Source organism: Phaeobacter sp. CC-HEC084, from assembly GCF_059429255.1.
This window is the reverse complement of record NZ_JCAIJQ010000002.1, coordinates 1,717,943-1,734,077: the sequence shown is the minus strand read 5'-3', so window position 1 is coordinate 1,734,077 and position 16,135 is coordinate 1,717,943. Positions and strand designations below refer to the sequence as shown.

At 60.7% G+C, this 16,135-nt stretch carries 13 protein-coding genes and 1 tRNA gene; 6 read left to right on the top strand and 8 right to left on the bottom strand.

Translation table 11 applies throughout. From position 1 onward, the window contains the following. Positions 1 to 577: 577 nt before the first annotated feature. Both AC5SSZ_RS08565 and AC5SSZ_RS08560 read right to left on the bottom strand, forming a co-directional pair. Positions 578 to 652: transfer RNA gene (locus AC5SSZ_RS08565), tRNA-Asn, on the bottom strand. Between the two features lie 124 nt (positions 653 to 776). After that, positions 777 to 1,691: an MBL fold metallo-hydrolase gene (locus AC5SSZ_RS08560; protein WP_347510895.1), complete on the bottom strand. Its 915-nt coding sequence runs from the start codon at positions 1,689 to 1,691 to the stop codon at positions 777 to 779. 89 nt (positions 1,692 to 1,780) lie between these two features. On the opposite strand from AC5SSZ_RS08560, the gene AC5SSZ_RS08555 reads away from it, so the two are divergent. After that, the gene (locus AC5SSZ_RS08555) at positions 1,781 to 3,100 is read left to right on the top strand and encodes an ATP-binding protein (protein ID WP_347510894.1); all 1,320 of its coding nucleotides are present in this window, start codon (positions 1,781 to 1,783) and stop codon (positions 3,098 to 3,100) included. Positions 3,101 to 3,220: 120 nt separating this feature from the next. Here the strand turns inward: AC5SSZ_RS08555 and AC5SSZ_RS08550 are convergent, their stop codons facing one another. The 3 genes from AC5SSZ_RS08550 to AC5SSZ_RS08540 all read right to left on the bottom strand — a co-directional run bounded on the left by AC5SSZ_RS08550 (position 3,221) and on the right by AC5SSZ_RS08540 (position 7,282). After that, positions 3,221 to 4,831, bottom strand: a complete 1,611-nt coding sequence (locus AC5SSZ_RS08550) for a calcium-binding protein (RefSeq protein ID WP_495437866.1) — start codon at positions 4,829 to 4,831, stop codon at positions 3,221 to 3,223. Between the two features lie 150 nt (positions 4,832 to 4,981). Beyond that, complete coding sequence (locus tag AC5SSZ_RS08545; protein WP_495437865.1) at positions 4,982 to 5,767, bottom strand: EAL domain-containing protein; 786 nt, start codon at positions 5,765 to 5,767, stop codon at positions 4,982 to 4,984. A 207-nt stretch (positions 5,768 to 5,974) separates the two neighbouring features. Beyond that, positions 5,975 to 7,282, bottom strand: a complete 1,308-nt coding sequence (locus AC5SSZ_RS08540; protein WP_495437863.1) for a hypothetical protein — start codon at positions 7,280 to 7,282, stop codon at positions 5,975 to 5,977. A 328-nt stretch (positions 7,283 to 7,610) separates the two neighbouring features. Between AC5SSZ_RS08540 and AC5SSZ_RS08535 the strand changes: the two genes are divergently transcribed. Beyond that, positions 7,611 to 8,618, top strand: a complete 1,008-nt coding sequence (locus tag AC5SSZ_RS08535; protein WP_495437862.1) for a hypothetical protein — start codon at positions 7,611 to 7,613, stop codon at positions 8,616 to 8,618. Between the two features lie 15 nt (positions 8,619 to 8,633). Here AC5SSZ_RS08535 and AC5SSZ_RS08530 read toward each other — a convergent pair whose 3' ends face one another. Both AC5SSZ_RS08530 and AC5SSZ_RS08525 read right to left on the bottom strand, forming a co-directional pair. After that, on the bottom strand, positions 8,634 to 9,776 hold the full coding sequence (locus AC5SSZ_RS08530; protein ID WP_495437861.1) for an acyl-CoA dehydrogenase family protein: 1,143 nt from the start codon (positions 9,774 to 9,776) through the stop codon (positions 8,634 to 8,636). A gap of 5 nt (positions 9,777 to 9,781) precedes the next feature. Further along, on the bottom strand, positions 9,782 to 10,453 hold the full coding sequence (locus AC5SSZ_RS08525; RefSeq protein WP_274839254.1) for a TetR/AcrR family transcriptional regulator: 672 nt from the start codon (positions 10,451 to 10,453) through the stop codon (positions 9,782 to 9,784). Positions 10,454 to 10,554: 101 nt separating this feature from the next. Here AC5SSZ_RS08525 and AC5SSZ_RS08520 point away from each other — a divergent pair, with 101 nt between their 5' ends. After that, positions 10,555 to 11,349: a TIGR03084 family metal-binding protein gene (locus AC5SSZ_RS08520; RefSeq protein ID WP_065273305.1), complete on the top strand. Its 795-nt coding sequence runs from the start codon at positions 10,555 to 10,557 to the stop codon at positions 11,347 to 11,349. 64 nt (positions 11,350 to 11,413) lie between these two features. Here AC5SSZ_RS08520 and AC5SSZ_RS08515 read toward each other — a convergent pair whose 3' ends face one another. Beyond that, positions 11,414 to 12,304 (bottom strand): 2-dehydro-3-deoxygalactonokinase, encoded by an 891-nt coding sequence (locus tag AC5SSZ_RS08515; protein ID WP_495437860.1) that lies wholly within the window; start codon positions 12,302 to 12,304, stop codon positions 11,414 to 11,416. Positions 12,305 to 12,721: 417 nt separating this feature from the next. Here AC5SSZ_RS08515 and AC5SSZ_RS08510 point away from each other — a divergent pair, with 417 nt between their 5' ends. From AC5SSZ_RS08510 to AC5SSZ_RS08500, 3 genes are all read left to right on the top strand, one after another. Then, positions 12,722 to 13,801 (top strand): AraC family transcriptional regulator, encoded by a 1,080-nt coding sequence (locus tag AC5SSZ_RS08510; protein ID WP_495437859.1) that lies wholly within the window; start codon positions 12,722 to 12,724, stop codon positions 13,799 to 13,801. Between the two features lie 634 nt (positions 13,802 to 14,435). Next, positions 14,436 to 15,071 (top strand): sugar transferase, encoded by a 636-nt coding sequence (locus AC5SSZ_RS08505; protein ID WP_065273817.1) that lies wholly within the window; start codon positions 14,436 to 14,438, stop codon positions 15,069 to 15,071. Between the two features lie 193 nt (positions 15,072 to 15,264). Then, positions 15,265 to 16,128, top strand: a complete 864-nt coding sequence (locus AC5SSZ_RS08500) for a CpsD/CapB family tyrosine-protein kinase (RefSeq protein WP_495437858.1) — start codon at positions 15,265 to 15,267, stop codon at positions 16,126 to 16,128. Positions 16,129 to 16,135 lie beyond the last annotated feature (7 nt).

Below are 16,135 nucleotides of genomic sequence, written 5' to 3'. Positions count from 1 at the left end.
CGGAGCCATAAAAAGCCCTTAGGTCTTTACGACCTGAGGGCTTTTTTGGTTCCAGAATCTGGAGTGCTATTGGATGCGGGGGTATCTGCGCAAGAGGTGCACTCCCCTCCTTTTTTGAACCTGCTGGCCTTCTAAGTTACATTCTGGTCTCCAGTTGAGCGCTAGAGGTCAGATTGGCGAAGCGCCACGTCCGCGTTCTGCGGTCCGAACCCTGTGTCCGTGGATGTGGCCTTTGAGGCCATCAATTGGTCCATTTAATACGACAGCTTTTTGTGTTCCTTGCCGTCCTCCGAGATGTGAAAGAGAGTGCAGTGGGGCACTGCCCTTGCGCCATGCTTTTTGAGCTCACCCCAAAGACAGACGTTTTGATTTTCACTAAAGAGGAAAAAATTATCTGTGCATATGGAAGTTTAGACGCCAGAGGTAATCAGTTGGTAACTCAGGTTGCTTGGCCACCCTTAAGGAAGGTGCAGTGCCTTCCCCCAAGCGCAGGCTTTCATCAAAAGGATGGAGCTATGGCGTCAAACTTTCCGACACCAAAAAAGCCCTCAGTTCTGCGCGACCTGAGGGCTTTTTATGGCTCCGGCGGTAGGGATCGAACCTACGACCAATTGATTAACAGTCAACTGCTCTACCGCTGAGCTACGCCGGAACGGTCCGCGCCGTATAGCGGCCCTGCGTGGGGGCGTCCAGAGGGAGAGGCGAAAAAAATGCAAATAACATCGGATCGCACAATCCGGGACCGAAAACCGCTCTGGGGCAGGGTCGTCCAGGGATCAGCCCAGCAGCCTGAATTCTGCGGTTGCGCTCAGGTCACCGACCGGGGCTACGCGGGATTTTCCCATTAGGTCAATGAGATGAGCCAGAACGTTGCGCTCGGCGGCGAGCAATAGGGCCGCCGGGGTTTCGGTATAGATCCGGGCGGCCAGATCGCCCGGGCGGGCCGGGCCGGAGCGCAGCGCATCGATGATAGCGGCTTCGCGGGCTTCGCGGTGGGCGATCAGCCAGTCGAGACGTCCGGCAGGGTCCGTGATCGGGGCGCCGTGGCCGGGATAGAAGATCCGCCAGTCGCGGGCGCGCAGCTTGCGGCAGGAAGCCATGAAGTCGGTCAGATCGCCATCGGGCGGCGAGACCAGCGAACTGGCCCAGCCCATCACGTGATCAGCGGTGAAACAGGCATCCCCAAAAGCCAGCGCGATGTGGTTGCCCAGATGCCCGGGCGTGTGCAGCACCTCAAGGTTCCAGCCCTCGCCGGAGATCATATCGCCATCTGCCACCGTGATGTCAGGCGTAAACTCGGTGTCGATGCCTTCGCCGCCGCCCGTCATGCCCTGCGCGACCAGTTGCTGCATCGCCGGGCTCCGGCCTGCGCTGGCCGGGCCAAAACCATAGACCGGCGCGCCGGTACGCTGGCTGAGCTCGTCGGCAAGGGGGGAGTGATCCACATGGGCATGGGTGACGATGATATGGCCGATACGTTGATCAGGGCCCACTGCGGCCAAAATCGCCTCCAGATGCTCTGGCAGCACCGGACCTGGGTCGATCACCGCCAGATCCCGGGTTCCGATCAGATAGGTGTTGGTGCCGCGATAGGTCATTGGCGAAGGGTTCGGGGCCAGAATGCGGCGCACACCCGATTGCAGCTCTTCGGCACGACCGGGGGCGGGATTGAAATCGTCTGGAGCCTGCATTCGGGTATCCGTTCCTTTTGTTGCTGGCGCGGGGGCAAAAGCCTGCCGGGTGCCTTCACAGCCATGGGGCGACCCTGTAGGCTTAGCGCATGTTCTTGCAAAGGCTCAAACAATATTCTCCACGGAGCCTTTATGGCCGGGCGGCGCTGATCTTGATCGTGCCTATCGTGTCGATGCAGCTTGTGGTCTCCATCGTCTTTATCAAACGAGATCTGGAGGATGTGACCACCCAGATGACGGCCACGGTGATGCAGCAGATCGCATTGCTGCAACAGCAGGGCGCAGGCGCGGAAAGCCAACAGGACATGCTGGTGCGGATTGCTCCGTTCCTGCAGCCTCTGCAGATGGGGGCACGGTTCCTTGAGGAGGATGAACCTGACCCGCAGGATCTAGTGGGGTGGTACGAATTCTCTGGCCGCGTGGTCCGGGACAAGATGCAGCAGGATTTGCCAGGATTTGTCGCGGCGCAGTTTCCCGATAACCGCGAGGTCAAGGTATTCCTGGATACCGACCTTGGCAGGATGGAACTGCGGGTGGACAGGCGGCGGTTGACGGCGGCAGCGCCGCATCAGCTGATCGTGACGATGGTTTTCTTCGGCCTTTTCATGGCTTTGATTTCTTTCATCTACCTGCGCAATCAGCTGCGCCCGATCAAGCGGCTTGCGGATGCGGCGCAGGCCTTTGGCCGGGGACGGATGATCCCTTATTCGCCGCGTGGCGCGACCGAAGTACGGGCCGCTGGCAGCGCCTTCGTGGATATGCGCGCCCGGATCGAGCGGCAGATCGAGCAGCGGACCCTGATGCTGTCGGGGGTGAGCCACGATCTGCGCACGCCGCTGACACGGCTGAAGTTGGGGCTGGCGATGTTGGACGAAGAGGAAGCGGAACCGCTGTTGCGTGATGTCGATGAAATGCAGGCGCTGCTGGATGCCTTTCTGGATTTCTCCCGCGGTGCGTCAACAGGCGAGCCTGAACCGGTGGACCCGATGCAAATGGCGCATGCCATCGTCGAGGATTGGCAGCGGCAAGGCAAGGATGTGATGCTGGGAGAGCTGAGCGGGTCTGGCACCGTGATGCTACGCCAGCAATCGATACGCCGGGCGGTGGAAAATCTGGTCTCGAACGCGGTACGATATGGCAGCCGGGCGCGGGTCTCTGTGACTTTGACGGAAAAATCCCTGCGCATCCGGGTCGAGGATGACGGTCCCGGTATCGACCCTGAGCAGCGCGGTGATGCGATACGTCCCTTTACCCGGCTGGATGCTGCGCGCAATCAGAACCTTGGAACCGGGGTTGGACTGGGGCTTGCCATCGTTGTGGATGTGGCGCGGGCGCATGGCGGCACGCTGCGCCTGACCGAAAGCGCCGAACTGGGCGGGTTGCAGGCCGATATCGTGATCGCACGCTGAGGAATTGCAGCTATACCCTGAGGGGCTGCGAAACGGTTGAACGGGCAGGGCACCTGCTGGTCAATGTCAGAATAGTCGGGCCTGCGTGATGCAGGCCCGGTGGAAAATCCGATTACACGATCAGAAGATGAAATCGCCCACACCTAGGTCGGCCATATCGACGTCCAGCAGAGTGATCGAATTGCCGTTGCCATCCTGAATGAGCACGTCGTCGCCTTCCTGGCTCATGTGATTGTTGCGCAGATCCCGCATGCCGGTGATGCTTTCCACCCCGCTCAGATCAATGTCCTCACCGTTGCGTGTGGCGTTGAAATCGCGGATCTTGTCATTGCCAAAGTCGCCGGAGAACACGAAGACATCCAGACCACGACCACCGGTCAGAATATCGTTGCCGCCCTGACCGTCCAGGATGTCGGCATCACTGCCACCGAACAGCCGGTCACGGGCGCCGCCGCCCAGCAGTTTGTCGTCGCCGTCGCCGCCGAACAGCTTGTCCCGACCGGTGCCGCCCAGAAGTTTGTCGTTGCCGGTGTCTCCGTCCAGCGTGTCGCGGCCAGCACCGCCCTTCAGGGTATCGCGTCTGCCGAGGCCGGAAATTTCATCATCGCCCGCAAGGCCCAAAATGCGGTCTTTTCCATCGGTGCCGACCAGAACGTCGTCGCCCGCGGTTGGGGTGTTGCTCAGCTCGCTGACAAAGCTCTCTGAGGCGAGGAAACCTTGGTCGATCCCGGCACCACGAATTTCCGCAATATCACCTACAAAGATCGTGTCTTCTGAGTAATCTGCACTGCTGCCTACCGGGACGGTGACGTTCACATAGGTCTGGCCTGCCTCCAGCGTGAAGGCGGCGTCGAAACTGTTGACCGTCTTAGAGTAATCCGCGTCCACTGCGGTGACAGAGACGGTTCCCGTGATATCGCTTTCGGGGGCCTCGGCGATATCAACGCGCAGGGTAACCATTGTGGAGCCACCGCTTTCGGTAGCGGAAATCGTGCCGAGGCTGGCCAGGTTGGTCGGTGCGGCGTCCGTATAGCTGCTGATCGTATAGGCGCCGGAGTAGCCGAAATAGGTCCAGGCAGCGAGGTAGTAGGTGCCGGAAAGCTCTGGCGAGAAGGTCTTCACTGATCCGTCCCAGGCGCTGGCGCCGCCGGACACACCGTCGACCGGCTCTCCATCCGCGTCAAGGATTTCCAGCCAGCCGCCGGACGTGGCCCCAAAAGGCGAGTCAGCCTGCGCCATGGAGAACCCGTAGTCCATTCCGCCAATCGCGTGGAAGGCATAGTAGTCGGTCTCTCCGGTGCGGGCGCTGCCATTGATGACGCCCGTTATGCTGGATCCGATCTCAAGAGTTGGCGCGCCGCTCATGTCGCCTGCGTCCTCGTCCTCCAGATAATCCGCAGGAAGGCCCTGCATGGTGACGGTGTAGCTGCCGCTGCCAGTGACGCGGATGTTATAATAGTCCGAGGGGTGCTCGGCCGTGTAGGTCATCGTGTTGCCGTCGATTGTTGCCCCGGCATCGGTGCCGTCATCCAGCATCTCAAAGGAAACCCCGTCGCCCTCCAGAGTAAACGTGTAGGGCTGATCATAGGCCAGTGAGACCCGGATCAGATCGCCCGCATCGGCGCCGCCTACGGTACCGCTGACGCTGTGACCGGGTTGGATGTCTGCGACGTTCGTCTGAGTGTAGTCAAAATCGTTGGTCCAGTCGCCGTCTTCGGTCAGTTGATACATGGGAAACCTCCTTCACCGTGCCCGTAAATACAGCGCAATTTTAAAGCCGGGCGTACGCGTGGAACGTGACCAGGATCAAATAGGAGCGGGTGGAGGTAGGAGAATTCGCTCAAAAAGTGGATGACGTCACGGTAACTTGTGGCGTGTGCCTCAGCGTAGCACGCTTTTCTCCATGGACAGGCTGCTGTGGACAGGCCATTGCGGGGCCGGGAGAGACTCAAACCCTGGTTTGGCGAAGAAATAGCCCTGCATCAGGTCCACACCCAGATCATATAGCGCATCGTATTCGCCCTGGGTTTCAATCCCTTCGCAGACGATCAGGATACCCATTTCCTCAAGCATCCTGATGGTGTTGCGAACAATCGTCTGTTTCGCCGATGAGACATCTATATTGCGGATCAGCCCGGCGTCCAGTTTCACCACATCCGGCTGGAACATCGTCAGCAGTTTCAGGCCGGAATAGCCGGCGCCGAAATCATCGATGGAGGTCTTGAAGCCAAGGCGGCGATAGGTGGTCAGGATTTCGATCAGCTTGTCCGTGTTCACCCGTTCGGTTTCGGTGAACTCAAACATGATCTGGTCCACCGGAAATCCGGTGCGTTTGGCCGTCTCAAGCGTCAGCCGGATGCAGGCCTTTGGATCGTAAACCGCATTGGGCAGGAAGTTCATCGACAGGAGCGCGCCGGTGTCGGCAAGGTTCAGCTTTGCTGCCAGTTCGATCGAGGTGGTGCGGCACTTCTGGTCAAAGGCATAAAGCGTATCAGAAGTGACATGCGAGAACACTTCGCGCGGACCAGCGCCGTCCTTGCCGCGCAGCAGCGCCTCGTAGGCAAAGATCTTTTCCGCGCCAAGGGCGACCATTGGCTGGAACGCCATGGTGATGGGCAGGTCGAACTTTGCGCCATTCCGGCAGGCCTGACATTTTTCCTGTTTCACCGCTGCACCTCCTAAGGATCCGTCGGCCAGCTGTGTAACCTTTCTTCCTAAAGAAAGGTTTATGCATCTGCGGGATGCACCCTCCTTTTTCGGTGAACGGTTGATCGTCGAAGGGGATCAGTAATGCTGCTCCAAAAAATCGCCGGAGGGCCCCGTTTGGGGGCCTCCGGTCAATGTCTTCTCGGTTCATGGTGAGGCAGCGTGGCCTCAGACAGCCTCGGCCATCATCTCGTCTTCCGTGTCAGCCGGGTCTTCCGGCATCATGTCATCCTCCGGCGGTAGGGTCATGAGAGACATGACATCCGGTTCGGTTGCGGGTTGGCTAAAGGCGACCGGAAGGGTTTCGGACCAGCTGCCCAGCGTCATGCCATTCACCGCTGCCGGGTCGGTTTCGACCTGCGCCTGCGCTTCATCAGTCAGACCGCCGTGCAGCTCCTGCGGATCCCGACCGTCGCTGTTGACCACAATCGACACATTGGTGAGGTCCAGGTCCTGCAGCGTCAGCGCGCCATCTTCGGACCACAGGGTGAAGTTGAGGTTGTTGACGGTCCCTTCGGTGCTGTCCGGTACCTGTCCGAATTGCACGTGGGCGTCATAGTTTTCGGAAACAGTGGCGCCGTTATCCAGCGTGTTCTCCGAATTGGCGGATCCGCTGTGGCCGGTCACCGGCAACGCGTTTTCATCAGGGTAGAAGTGCAGTGCATCCGTGCGGCCGTCGTCGCTCAGGTTGAAGAACATGCCGTCGAGATCAGCCTCCTGGCCGTCAAAGGTGGTTGGATCCAGTTTCACGAACAGCTCACCGCCGGGCGTCTGCGTGACGGACACGTCCACCTGGCTGCCGCCTTCTTCGCCCAGGGTGAAAGTGATGGTGGTCTTGCCATCGTCGGTGTTTTCGCCGCCGCCGCCGTCTGTACCGCCGGTGCCGCCGGTTCCACCCGTGCCTCCGGAGCCGCAATGGCCACCGCTGCCCCATCCGCTGGTTCCACCAGAACCGTGAGTCCCGCCAGAACCGTGGGTGCCACCAGAACCATGCGTTCCGCCAGAGCCGCTGGTTCCGCCAGAGCCATCGGACGCGCAATCGTCATCTTCGTTGCGACCATGGTCCCACCAGTTCTTGCCACCGTGGTTCCACCAGTCCTTGCCGCCGTGATGGCCTTTCAAGCCGCCACCGGTGCCGCCGCCTGATCCGCGACCTGTGCCTTCTCCCGTGCCGCAGCCGTCCTTGCCATCCGATCCCCGGGTGCCGCCAGAGCCTTTGGTTCCGCCGGAGCCCTTGCTGCCACCGGTCCCCTTGCTGCCGCCCGTGCCGTGATCGTCCTTTTCGTCGCGGTTCCACCAGTTTTTATGGCCTTTGCCGCCGTGGCCAAACCGGTCGGACAGATGTCCGTCATACCAGCGCGCGAAGTGTTCGCCGCGCACGCCGCCATTGTGGTAGCTGTTGCTGCCGCAGGCGTCCTTGCCGCTGCTTTTTCCCCAACCGGACCAGCCTTTGTGCGAAAAATGTCCCCAAGTCATATTGTCACCCCTACGATCTGAAATGATGCGTTTCGGCAGGCGCAAAATGGGAGGCGTGCCGCTCAACGGTGAACATATGAAACACGCTGGGGTGGAACAAATTTTCGTCTCATTTTAGTCAAATTCGCGCGTGCATCAGATATTTCAGGAAACAAAGCCATCCTGAGGGCTCTTATTGTTCTGCGAATGAAGTGATTGAAATGTTCAATCATAGCGAGTGGCGCCCGAATCGGTCCGTTTTCCGGGCCTTTGCCCTTGTTTGTCCCGAAAACCGCCGTTTTCTGCTGTCAGGACAGGAGCAAAGAGGCTGAGGTGAAGAGGGACAGACGTGGCGGACGGCAGTTTTGAGGATCGCAAGGCCTATATCTCGGCCAAGGCTGAGATGGTTCTGGGCGCGGCCCCCGAACGGATTTCTGCTCCGGGAGGCAATTCACGCTCATCCTTGCGGCTGCATTATCCAGATCACAACGTGATTGCCACGCTGCGGCCCGATTTCCGCCGCACCCACTTAGAGGCGCATGTACTTGAGGAACTAGCGCCCCATTGTGACGATATTCCGCAGGTTCTGGGGGTCAGCGATGATGTGATGTTCCAATCCGACACTGGCGAGATGCGTCTGAATGCAGAGATCATGGAACAGGACCCAGAGGATCAGGTCGAACTGGCCGCCGAGGCGGTGGCGGCGATCTTCCGGATCCAGGCCGCCGGGCGGCAAACCAACCTGGCGGAAATGCTGCCGCATCTGGGATCGAACACGGATTGGGTCACCTCCTTTGTCGGTTCGGTGACCGCGATGGAGCCCTATTCGGTGGGCATCTCCCGCCAGTTCGATATGGCGGCTGTGGCAGAGCGGATGGATTACCCCGGTGTGCAGTTCCTGAAATGGGATTGCCGGTCGGGCAATGCCGCCATCGGCGACGACGGATACCTGCGCTGGTTCGACTTCGAATACGCCGGACTACGCCACGGGGCCGAGGATCTGGCCTGGCTGATTGCCGATGAAACCTGGCCAATCGCCCCCGATGTGATGGCCGATATCGTGATCGAGAATTTCGATACCGGCTGTGGCCACGACATTGCCGACTACATGGATTACTTGTCAGTCTACACGACGCTGCATTGCGTACAGCGCCTGAAGCTGATTGAGCAGGAGGTTAAACGCCGCGGCTGGCTACACAAGGAGCGGGTGCGTAAATACGATGATGCGGGCGTGCACCCCGATTTCGCGGTGCAGCTGTGCCGGGTCGGGGCCTATTATTCGGCGCAATCGCCGTTGACGGCGCCGCTGACCCGCAATTTCGAGGCGGCTGAACGCAGCTTTTCCTCGGCGGTGTGACGCACGGCTGCGCCGTTACAGCCCCATCTGCCGCACCGCCAGATCGCGCATGATTTCCTCGGATCCGCCGCCGATGGCCATCACCTTGACCTCTCGGTAGATACGTTCGATCCGGTTGCCGCGCAGATAGCCCGCGCCGCCCAGGATCTGCATCGCCTCGGAAGCGCAGAATTCGCAGGCCTTGGAGGTGAACACCTTCGCCTTGCAGATTTCGGCCACGGGCATCCGCCCTTCGTTCACCTGCCAGCAGATCATGTTGAGCGTGGCCTCTACCGCGTCGATCCGGGCCGAGATATCGGCGATCTTGTGGCGGATCACCTGATGGCGGATCAGCGGCTTGCCAAAGGTCTGCCGCTCTTGTGCCCAGGCGATACTGTCCTCAAGGCAGGTTTTCATCATGCCCAGCATGCCGGCGATCAGCCCGACCCGTTCGAGGTTGAAATTCTCCATCACCGCCAGAAAGCCATGATTTTCCGGCCCCATCATCCGGTCGGCGGGCAGGCGGACGTCATCGAGGAACAGCGTTGCCTGATCCGAGCACCACCAGCCCATTTTCCGGCTCAGCGCGCTGCGGGTGAACCCCGGGGTGTCCGCCTCGACAAAGAACAGCGAAATCCCCTCCAGCCCTGGCCCACCAGTGCGGGCAGGAATGACGAAATACTCCGAGGTCATGCCGCTGGTGATGAAGGTCTTGCTGCCGCTGAGCACCCAGTGATTGCCATCCCGCCGCGCCGTGGTGGTGATATTGGCGACGTCCGATCCGCCGCCCGGCTCCGTCACCGCAAGCGAAGACCCTTTGCGCCCCGCGATCACCTCCGGCAGCACCTGCATCTTGATTTCTTCGCTGGCCAGCCGGGCAATGGGATCAAGCGAGATCTGACGCCCACCCATGGCCGCCGCGACACCGCCCGCGCCGCAGCGGGCGATTTCCTCGCTGTAGGCGGCACGCATGAAGCAGTCGTCAAAGCCAAGCCCGCCGTATTTCTCGTCGATGCCAAAACCCCATACGCCCAGCGCCCCGGTTTTCTGGTGCAGCTCCCACGGGATTTCCCCGGCTTCGTCCCAGTCATCGCAGAAGGGAGTGATTTCCTGCGCCACAAAGCTTCGCAGGCTCTCGCGGAAGGCACGGCGCTCTTCGGTGTCAAAGGGGCTTTGCATGCGGTTTACTCCTTGGGGCCGGGGCGGGTCGCCAGATGCGGCGACATGATGCGGGCGAACAGATCGACCATCTTGGTGATGATCTCTGGATCGCGTTCATAGGGTGCCTGACTGTGCAGCCCGCGCATGAAACTACGGCAGATCGACCAGAGCAGCGCCAGATCCTCGCCCGAGGAGGCGGTGTAAAGGTTCGCGATATTGCGGTTGAAGGCGTCGTTATAATCCCAGAGCGAGGGGGTGATGCGCGTGCGCAGGGTTTCATCCGTGCGCGAGGCGACGAGGATTTCCATCACCGCGCGCCCTTCGCGGGTGTTGATCACCCGGGCCCACAGACGGTGCAGCTCGGCGGGCAAATCCTGTGCCGCGCCGCCCTTGCGCAGCATATGGCCGCTTTCGCTCGCCTGTTCCGGGCCGCGCACCGGCGCCAAAAGATGTTCCAGCGTGCGCACCATCATTTCCTCTTTCGAAGGAAAGTGATGGGTCAGCGCCCCGCGCGACACACCAGCGGCGGTCTGTACCCGGTTGATCGAGGTTTCCGCGTATCCCGACTGGTCCAGACAGTCCGTGACCGCATCGAAAATCCGCTGCCGGGTCTTGTCTGCCCGCGTTTCGGTTCGCGTTGTGCCCGCAGCGCCGGGCGCGGTGACGTCGGGTTGGTCTTCGGTTTTCTGTGTCATGCGCCTATCCTTTGAGGAATCGTAAAACAGAACGTTCGGTCGGTTCAATCGTGGAAGGGCTCGCCGGACGTAGCGGAATTTCAATTGGGAGGAGGGCATTCATGCAGCAGGCAGAGGATTTTCGTGCCGAAAGCCGGGCGCTGGCGGCGATACTGGAGGATCTGCCGGAAGAGGCGTTTCACAGGCCGACGCAGTTCAAAGACTGGACCATCGATCACGTGCTGGGCCACCTGCACCTGTTCAACGTGGCGGCAGAAACCTCGCTCAAGGGGGAGGAGGCCTTTGCCGCATTCATCGGCCCGATTGTGCAGGACATGCAATCGGGCAAGACGATCCTGCAATGCCAGTTCCCCTGGCTGGACGGGTTGTCGGGACGGGCGCTATTTGAGGCCTGGAAGGCTGGCGCGGAAACCTGCGCCGATGCCTTTGCTGTGGCCGATCCCAAGGCGCGGGTGAAATGGGTCGGCCCGGACATGAGCGCGCTGTCCTCGATCACCGCACGGCAGATGGAGACCTGGGCGCACGGTCAGGAGGTCTTTGATCTACTGGGGCTGGAGCGGGTGGAGCAGGACCGGATCCGCAATATCGCCCATCTTGGCGTTGCGACTTATGGCTGGACCTTCCTAAACCGGGGAGAAGAGGTGCCCGACCCCGCGCCATTCGTGCAGCTGACCGGACCGTCTTCGGCGGTCTGGGAATGGAACACGCCGCAAGAGGACAACCGGGTTGTCGGATCTGCGGTGGAGTTCGCGCAGGTGGTGACGCAGGTCCGCAATATCGAAGACACCGCGCTGGAGGTGACAGGGGCGACCGCGACGCGCTGGATGGAGATCGCCCAGTGTTTTGCTGGCCCGCCCGAAATGCCCCCCTCGAAAGGGGCCCGTCACAAGGTCTGATCGCTTGCCGCGCCCTCGGCCCTCTGTCTTGTGAACGGGCAGGGGGCTGGCGCGTCGATGAAGATCAGTCGTCTGCCTTGCGGAAACTGCGCCAGGCCTTGGTCAGCCCGGCCAGAGTCATGCGTTCCGCGTCTGCAATGGTGACCGGCAGCCCCTGCATTTCCAATGCAGCAGCATAGGGGCGGGCGGTTTCCGTGTCACCGATCAGCGCCAGATTTTGCCCTAGCCAGTAAGGGCGGGCGGCGGCCAGTTCGGCGCCCAGCACGGCGCCCCAGATCCGCCCGGTGGCCTCTTCCGGGGTGCAGCTGCCGCCATGCATGGCGGCCTTGGCTTCGGCCAATCGCGCGGCCATCAGTTCCGGCTTTGACATGGTGTCGGCTACGGTTCCGGTCAGCTCACCCGCTGCCCAGTCCTGCACCTGCAATCCGGCCATGGCGCAGGTGGCTTCGGCCAGTTCCATGGTCAGGAAGCTTTGAAAACTGACGACTTCATCTGCGCTGATCAGTGCCCAGTGAGTGGTCGTGCCGGGCAGGCAAAGAACCCCGTCCCAGGACGGATTGAGCGTCAGAAACCCGGCGATGCAGGTTTCGGCGCCCTGCATGATGGCAGGCGGCGCCTTTTGCGCCAGCCCGGGCAGTGTGATGAGCACGGTTTCCGGGGGCAGGGCGCTGCCTTGCGGGGCCAGTGGCAGCTGGTCCGGGCGCGTCGGGACGGCCTGCGGTGCGGCCAGGCCGGTGCCACAGGCGACAATTGGCAGTTGCGATGCAGTCAGCTCGCCGCACAGCGCGGCATGGATCTCGGACAAGCCCGGATCGTTGCTGCCCTGCGGCAGATGTGCCTTGCGGCGAGCGCCGGGCGTGTCCCCGGACATGGCCCAGAAAGTCCACTCCGTGCCCTGCGCCTCGGCAGCGATCCAGTTGTCGGACTGAAAAAGAGACGATCTATCTGCAGCCATGGTCATCCGCGCCTTCCGTCTGTTTTGGAATGGCGCGCATAAAGACGCGATTCCCGCCAACAGGCAAGCAGGCGACCGTCAATGTTGCTGGCACGGCGTTTGATCGCCCCGAAAAGCGGCCAGACCTATCAGCAGGTCTTGGGGTGGTATCCAAAAGGTGAGGGGGGGTGACCGGAAGAGACGCCAAGCGGTGGCCGGTTTCCGCTGGACAGAGTTGGGAAATATTCAAATCAGGCTATATTGTAGAAGCAGCCTGCAGCGTTTCGTAGGGCTGCCTGGCCAAGCGGCGCACCCGCGTACAACGCACGGATGAAATGCCGGGACGCTCTGCCCGGATGCACCACAGAGGCCATGTCAGGGGCCAAGACGATGCCCTCTGACTGTGGTGTTGAGTGTGTTTTGAGTGGGGCTTGTGTTATGACCCGGCATCTGAACCTTGAAAATGCAATTTTCGTCCAATGTGCCGCGCAAAGGCTGGCCGAGCTTGGGCATTCTCCGGCAGAGATCTTTCGTGCGGTGCCTTTTGGCCAGAGTCTTGTTGGCCAAGAAGAGCCTTTTACCGACAGCCGTTCGATCGCATCGTTCTTTCAGCATGCGGCGAAAATCAGCGAGATTGATCTCTTCGGACTACGGTTCGGGCAGCAGACCGATCTGCGCAAGGCCGGGCTTCTGGGGTATCTGGCCCTGTGTGCGCCGCAGGTGCTGGGGTTTCTGTCGAACCTGTCGGACTACGCCCGCCTATTCGGAGAGGCCCTGCATTTCGATCGCTCACATCTTGCTGAAACCGGTGCGCTGACCTGGACCTATGCGGTGGATGCAGGCACTCGCCCCGAGATCCGCGGAGGAGAGAGCCGAGTGCGGACATCTGCTCCAGACACGGCGGGGATCGAGCTAAGCGGACAATACGTGGAATTCCTCGTGGCACTGATCCTGTCGAACCTGCGCCGGTCCAGCCAGACCCGTATCCGGCTGCGGCAGGTGGCGTTCTGCCATCACCGTTTGTCCGGCGCCGCCGAGATGGAAGAGTTCTTTGGCTGCCGTGTCCAGTTTGGTGCGCCTGAAAACCTGTTACGGTTCGAAACCGATGATCTGACGCGGGAGCTTGCGACAGGTGACCCGATCCTGTTGCGCATCTTGCTGCAATGCGCCGCGTCGCAGATGAAGACCATGATGGCCGGGGAGAGAGATATCGCATCGCAAGTTGGGCAGAGCATTTCGCGTCGACTTGCCTCGGGAACGGCAGCGCTGGAGACCGTGGCGCAGGACCTTGGGATGAGTCCCCGTACCTTGTCGCGCAAGCTGGGCGATCAGGGTACCAGTTATTTCGAAATTCTGGAAAAGCTGCGCGAGGAAATGGCCACGCAATATCTGTTGCACAGCGATCTGGTTCTGGCAGAGATCGCGCATTTGCTGGGCTATCGCGGGCTCAGCTCGTTCAACGATGCCTTCAAGCGTTGGACAGGAAAAAGCCCCGGGAAATTCCGCAGCGGCTCCTGAAACGGCCGCGATCCTGTCGAATCTCATTCCGTTGCAGGCTAATAGCGTGCACGCTTAGCCCGGATCCAATGTGGGGGCTGAGGTGCGCTGCGCCACCGATTCCGGGTCTATATTCCCCAGTCCCCCAACAGTGTGAGCATATTTTGGATTATTGTTTCCCAAATGCGCTGGAATTCAGGTGAAAATGTGGCTGGTTAACCTTTTTTCATTTACTCGCAGCAATTTAGATAAAAATATATTAAAAAGAATGTGTCGATAATTTGAACTTCTTTCGCCCTAAATGCGGAGAAGTGGGTGCAGGGAAGACGCGTGGGGGCGCGTCCTATCAGACCCTTCAATTACAGACGTGTGTTGCCGGCTGCTGCCATGCCGGACCTGTGCAAATTAAACGGTTCCGCAGGATGCGGTGTGCCCGACCCATGGGGTCTGGTGAGGAATGGGGATTTTGATGACGGACCTGTTGCGTAAGAATAAAGTTCCGATGCTGTCATTTGCTTCAGTCGATACTGCTGGTCAGGGAACCTTGGTTTTGAAACGGCTCAAGGATGAAGCTCTGCGACAGGCAATGACGGCACAGGCGGCCAATGCCAACGTGGCCCAATGGATCGGTCCATCACACTATGAACCGCTGCAGATGCCGCACCGCCGGTCCTCGCGTCCGGAGCTGTATCGTCGGGCTGGAAAACGGACCCTAGATTTGCTGCTAACCCTATTATCCTTGCCTGTCACTCTGCCTGTCGTGTTGTTCTGCGCGCTGGCGCTTGCACTTGAAGGCGGCAGCCCGTTTTACACGCAGGAGCGCCTGGGCCGGAATGGCAGACGCTTCCGAATCCTGAAGCTGCGCACCATGGTGCGGGATGCGGATGCCCGTCTGGCCGAATGCCTTGCGCGGGACCCGGCCTTGCGGCGGGAATGGGACGCAACGCAGAAACTGAAGAACGATCCCCGCATCACCCGTGTTGGCCGTATCCTACGGGTCACCTCCATGGATGAGCTTCCGCAGCTGTGGAACGTGGTGAAAGGCGAGATGAGCCTTGTGGGTCCGCGTCCGATGATGCCCGAGCAGCTAGCGATTTACGGTGATCCGCGCGACTATTTTGATCTCAAACCCGGTTTGACGGGGCTGTGGCAGGTGTCGGCCCGCAACGAAAGCACCTTTGCCTTTCGCGCTGCCGCGGATTCCGAATACTGTCGCGCGCTAAGCCTTGGCTGTGACATCGGTCTGATCTGGCGTACTATCGGCGTGGTTCTGAAAGGTACAGGATATTAATCCCTGTCTGGTTCAATGCAGTCGCGAAGAGGACCCGCGCCGTGCATCTCATTATTGGTGCGGGCGCTGCCCTGCGGCCATGGCCGGAGCAAGGCGCGTTGCGGGCTTCTTTCGCAGGGGCAAGTTGATATGATCCTGAAGTTGGCAAAGCTGCGGCCTCGTGGCAAGGCTGTGATGACAATATGAGCAAGGCATGACGCAACAGGGTTTTAAGAAATTTCGGCGGCGCGCACAGGTTCAGCCCGAGGTGCAGGAACAGTTGCGCCCGGAACCGGATGAGGCTGTGCTGGAGAACGTACCACCCGGCCTGCAGTCCGAACCTGCCGAAATCCTCCCCACCACCTTGCCAAGCCCATGGGAACGGTTGGCCAGAATCTCCTTTGATCCTGACCGGGGGGGCCGTGATGGTGCGCCGCTGGCTTCAGCCGTGCGGACCGACCCGGCCGGGCGCGCATTTGATCTGCTGCGCACGCGGCTGTTGCAAACCCTGAAGGCCCGCGGCTGGAACCGGGTTGCGGTCACTGCGCCCACCGGGGGCTGTGGAGCCACATTCTGTGCGGTCAATCTGGCGCTTAGCCTGGCGCGGGTGCCGTCTAGCCGGACCATCTTGATGGATCTCAACTTTCGCAGCCCTGGGGTGGGCCCTGCGATGGGGCTGGTGGCGGCGGGCGACATGGCGTCCTTCCTGTCCGGCTCCCGCCCTGTAGAAGAGGCGTTGGTGCGCCCGCTCGATACGCTCGCGGTTGGGTTGAACGCGACGCCGGACCTGAACGCGGCAGAAATCCTGCATGACAGCCGTAGCGCTGCGGTACTGGACCACATGGTGGCGGACCTGGACCCGGAAACGGTTGTCTTCGACCTGCCACCGATGCTGGAGTACGATGATGCGGCGGCCTTTCTGCCGCAGGTCGACGGGGTGCTGGTGATCTCGGACGGGACGCAGACAACGGCGGCGCATCTGGCCGCTTGCGAGAGGATCCTCAATGGAAACGCGCCGTTGCTGGGGGTGGTCCTGAACCGAGGGCGCGCGACCGCCGACATCGGTCCTGTCGCATAACTTCCGC

Excerpts from the sequence above, each read along its gene's own strand:
- AC5SSZ_RS08510 (WP_495437859.1), top strand. The coding sequence starts at position 12,722 with ATGACCCGGCATCTGAACCTTGAAAATGCAATTTTCGTCCAATGTGCC.
- AC5SSZ_RS08500 (WP_495437858.1), top strand. The coding sequence starts at position 15,265 with ATGACGCAACAGGGTTTTAAGAAATTTCGGCGGCGCGCACAGGTTCAG.
- AC5SSZ_RS08555 (WP_347510894.1), top strand. The coding sequence starts at position 1,781 with ATGTTCTTGCAAAGGCTCAAACAATATTCTCCACGGAGCCTTTATGGC.
- AC5SSZ_RS08515 (WP_495437860.1), bottom strand. The coding sequence starts at position 12,304 with ATGGCTGCAGATAGATCGTCTCTTTTTCAGTCCGACAACTGGATCGCT.
- AC5SSZ_RS08540 (WP_495437863.1), bottom strand. The coding sequence starts at position 7,282 with ATGACTTGGGGACATTTTTCGCACAAAGGCTGGTCCGGTTGGGGAAAA.
- AC5SSZ_RS08525 (WP_274839254.1), bottom strand. The coding sequence starts at position 10,453 with ATGACACAGAAAACCGAAGACCAACCCGACGTCACCGCGCCCGGCGCT.
- AC5SSZ_RS08505 (WP_065273817.1), top strand. The coding sequence starts at position 14,436 with ATGCCGCACCGCCGGTCCTCGCGTCCGGAGCTGTATCGTCGGGCTGGA.
- AC5SSZ_RS08520 (WP_065273305.1), top strand. The coding sequence starts at position 10,555 with ATGCAGCAGGCAGAGGATTTTCGTGCCGAAAGCCGGGCGCTGGCGGCG.
- AC5SSZ_RS08560 (WP_347510895.1), bottom strand. The coding sequence starts at position 1,691 with ATGCAGGCTCCAGACGATTTCAATCCCGCCCCCGGTCGTGCCGAAGAG.
- AC5SSZ_RS08530 (WP_495437861.1), bottom strand. The coding sequence starts at position 9,776 with ATGCAAAGCCCCTTTGACACCGAAGAGCGCCGTGCCTTCCGCGAGAGC.
- AC5SSZ_RS08550 (WP_495437866.1), bottom strand. The coding sequence starts at position 4,831 with ATGTATCAACTGACCGAAGACGGCGACTGGACCAACGATTTTGACTAC.